At 40.3% G+C, this 1,661-nt stretch carries 2 protein-coding genes and 1 pseudogene; all 3 read left to right on the forward strand.

Translation table 11 applies throughout. From position 1 onward, the window contains the following. Positions 1-906, forward strand: a 906-nt coding sequence (locus ACFQNG_RS18550; protein ID WP_379867403.1) for a polymorphic toxin-type HINT domain-containing protein, incomplete at its 5' end; no start/stop codon positions are given. A gap of 4 nt (positions 907-910) precedes the next feature. Beyond that, positions 911-1,291 carry a hypothetical protein gene (locus ACFQNG_RS18555; protein WP_379867404.1) on the forward strand — a complete coding sequence of 127 codons (381 nt, stop codon included), beginning with the start codon at positions 911-913 and terminating at the stop codon, positions 1,289-1,291. A 197-nt stretch (positions 1,292-1,488) separates the two neighbouring features. Then, positions 1,489-1,563 (forward strand): annotated as a pseudogene (locus ACFQNG_RS18560) (polymorphic toxin type 30 domain-containing protein); the annotation flags it as partial. Between the last annotated feature and the right edge of the window lie 98 nt (positions 1,564-1,661).

A 1,661-nucleotide genomic window follows, 5' to 3' on the forward strand; every position in this document is an offset into this window, starting at 1 on the left:
ACCAAGAAACGGGTGAGGGTGGCCAAAGGCAAGGTCAAACGAACGTACAAAAAGGCCAAGGCCACAGCCAAACGAACCGCTTCGAAAGCGAAGCAGAAGCTCAGGGGCGGGGCTAAGTCGAAGCCGAGTCCGAAGCAAAAATTCGCTTGTGCGCGTTGCTTCACCGCGGGAACCAAGATCGTCACGGACAAAGGCAAAAAGGATATCCAAACGATCCGTCTAGGGGACAAAGTCCTGGCCAAAGACCCGAACACCGGGAAACAAGCCTTTAAGACGGTACAACTCCTGTTCAAAAGAACAGTTAAGGAGTTGTACGAGATCAAGATTGGCAAGGAAAAGCTACAAACGACCGGAGAACATCCCTTCTGGGTGAAGGATAAAGGTTGGGTTGTGGCGAAAGATTTGAAACCGGGCGACTTCTTCCAAACCGCGTCGGGAACGTACATCGCGATTGACCAGATCCAGCGAGTGAAGAAGAACGCGGTCGTCTACAACTTCACGGTTGAGGATTTCCACACGTATTATGTGAGTGATTTACAGATCTTTACGCATAATACGGGTAAAGGTGACGAGTGTGGGCCGAAAAAGTCTTCAATTCCTGGACAAGGGTATCATAAAGAAACCTATGGGCCCAAGCCTGTTAAGCCTAAAGATGCAACAAAAAAATGGGAAGAGTTTTTGGGTGAAGGGCCATATACTAATAAACATCCAAGAACAGGCCAGCCTGATCCAGATCGCTTAGTTTCTAAAGATGGGAAAAGAAGTATTAGATATGGTAACCATGAAATGAATAGTAAGCCTACAAAGCATCATTATCATGAGGAAACATGGACTTATGATGAAATAAATGATGTGATGAACGTTGATAATGTTGTGATCCGTGTTCCGTTACCAAAAGGGAAGTGATTAATTGTTAGTAAAGATAAAAAGTATCAGTATGAATGAAAATCAATGCATCGTTGAGTTTACTTCTAAATATGGTGATGGATATGGAGTATGGCATGGTATCCCGCAGATAGGGAAAGAATATGAGGTAGAAATAGAAATTACCAACTCATTAAGATGGGGAACCGATATAAAAATAACTAATGAAAGAATGGAGATGATTAGCAAGGAGTATCAATTATTGAAATTAAATGGAGAGCTACAACATGTTTATGATGATCAGTTAGCTGTCCTTAAAATCGGTTCTAGTATGATATTTTTAGAAACAGAAGGTAATGCATTTCCTGAAGGAAGCTCAATTCAAATAAAAGTTCCCCTCATTCATATTTATGATACAAATATATAAGGCCAATCAGTACAAAATGTGTTAGATAGGTTCTTTACTCGAATTAAAGGCACACGTCTAATTAATTATATAAAAGGGAAGTGTGCCTTATTTTTTAAAAAGTACTTGTATTAACAAGCTGTATCTGAGACATGGTGGGATTATGACCCTAAGTCGCAAAAAGCGTTACTAATTCTCAAGGAAACTTTCATAAAGTAAGACAGCTGCATAATCCGGATTCACCAAATTACAATCCCAAATTGGCTAATGATACCCATATCCCGTTAAGATAATGACAAAAAATTAGGGAGAGAATTATCTCTCCCTGAGAATGTTGACAAACCCTGCGAATCAACTTTGTTGATCGCAGGGTTTTTGTATATAAAAGGGA

It is taken from the genome of Laceyella putida (assembly GCF_042665195.1).
GTDB classification, from domain to species: Bacteria; Bacillota; Bacilli; order Thermoactinomycetales; family Thermoactinomycetaceae; genus Laceyella; species Laceyella putida.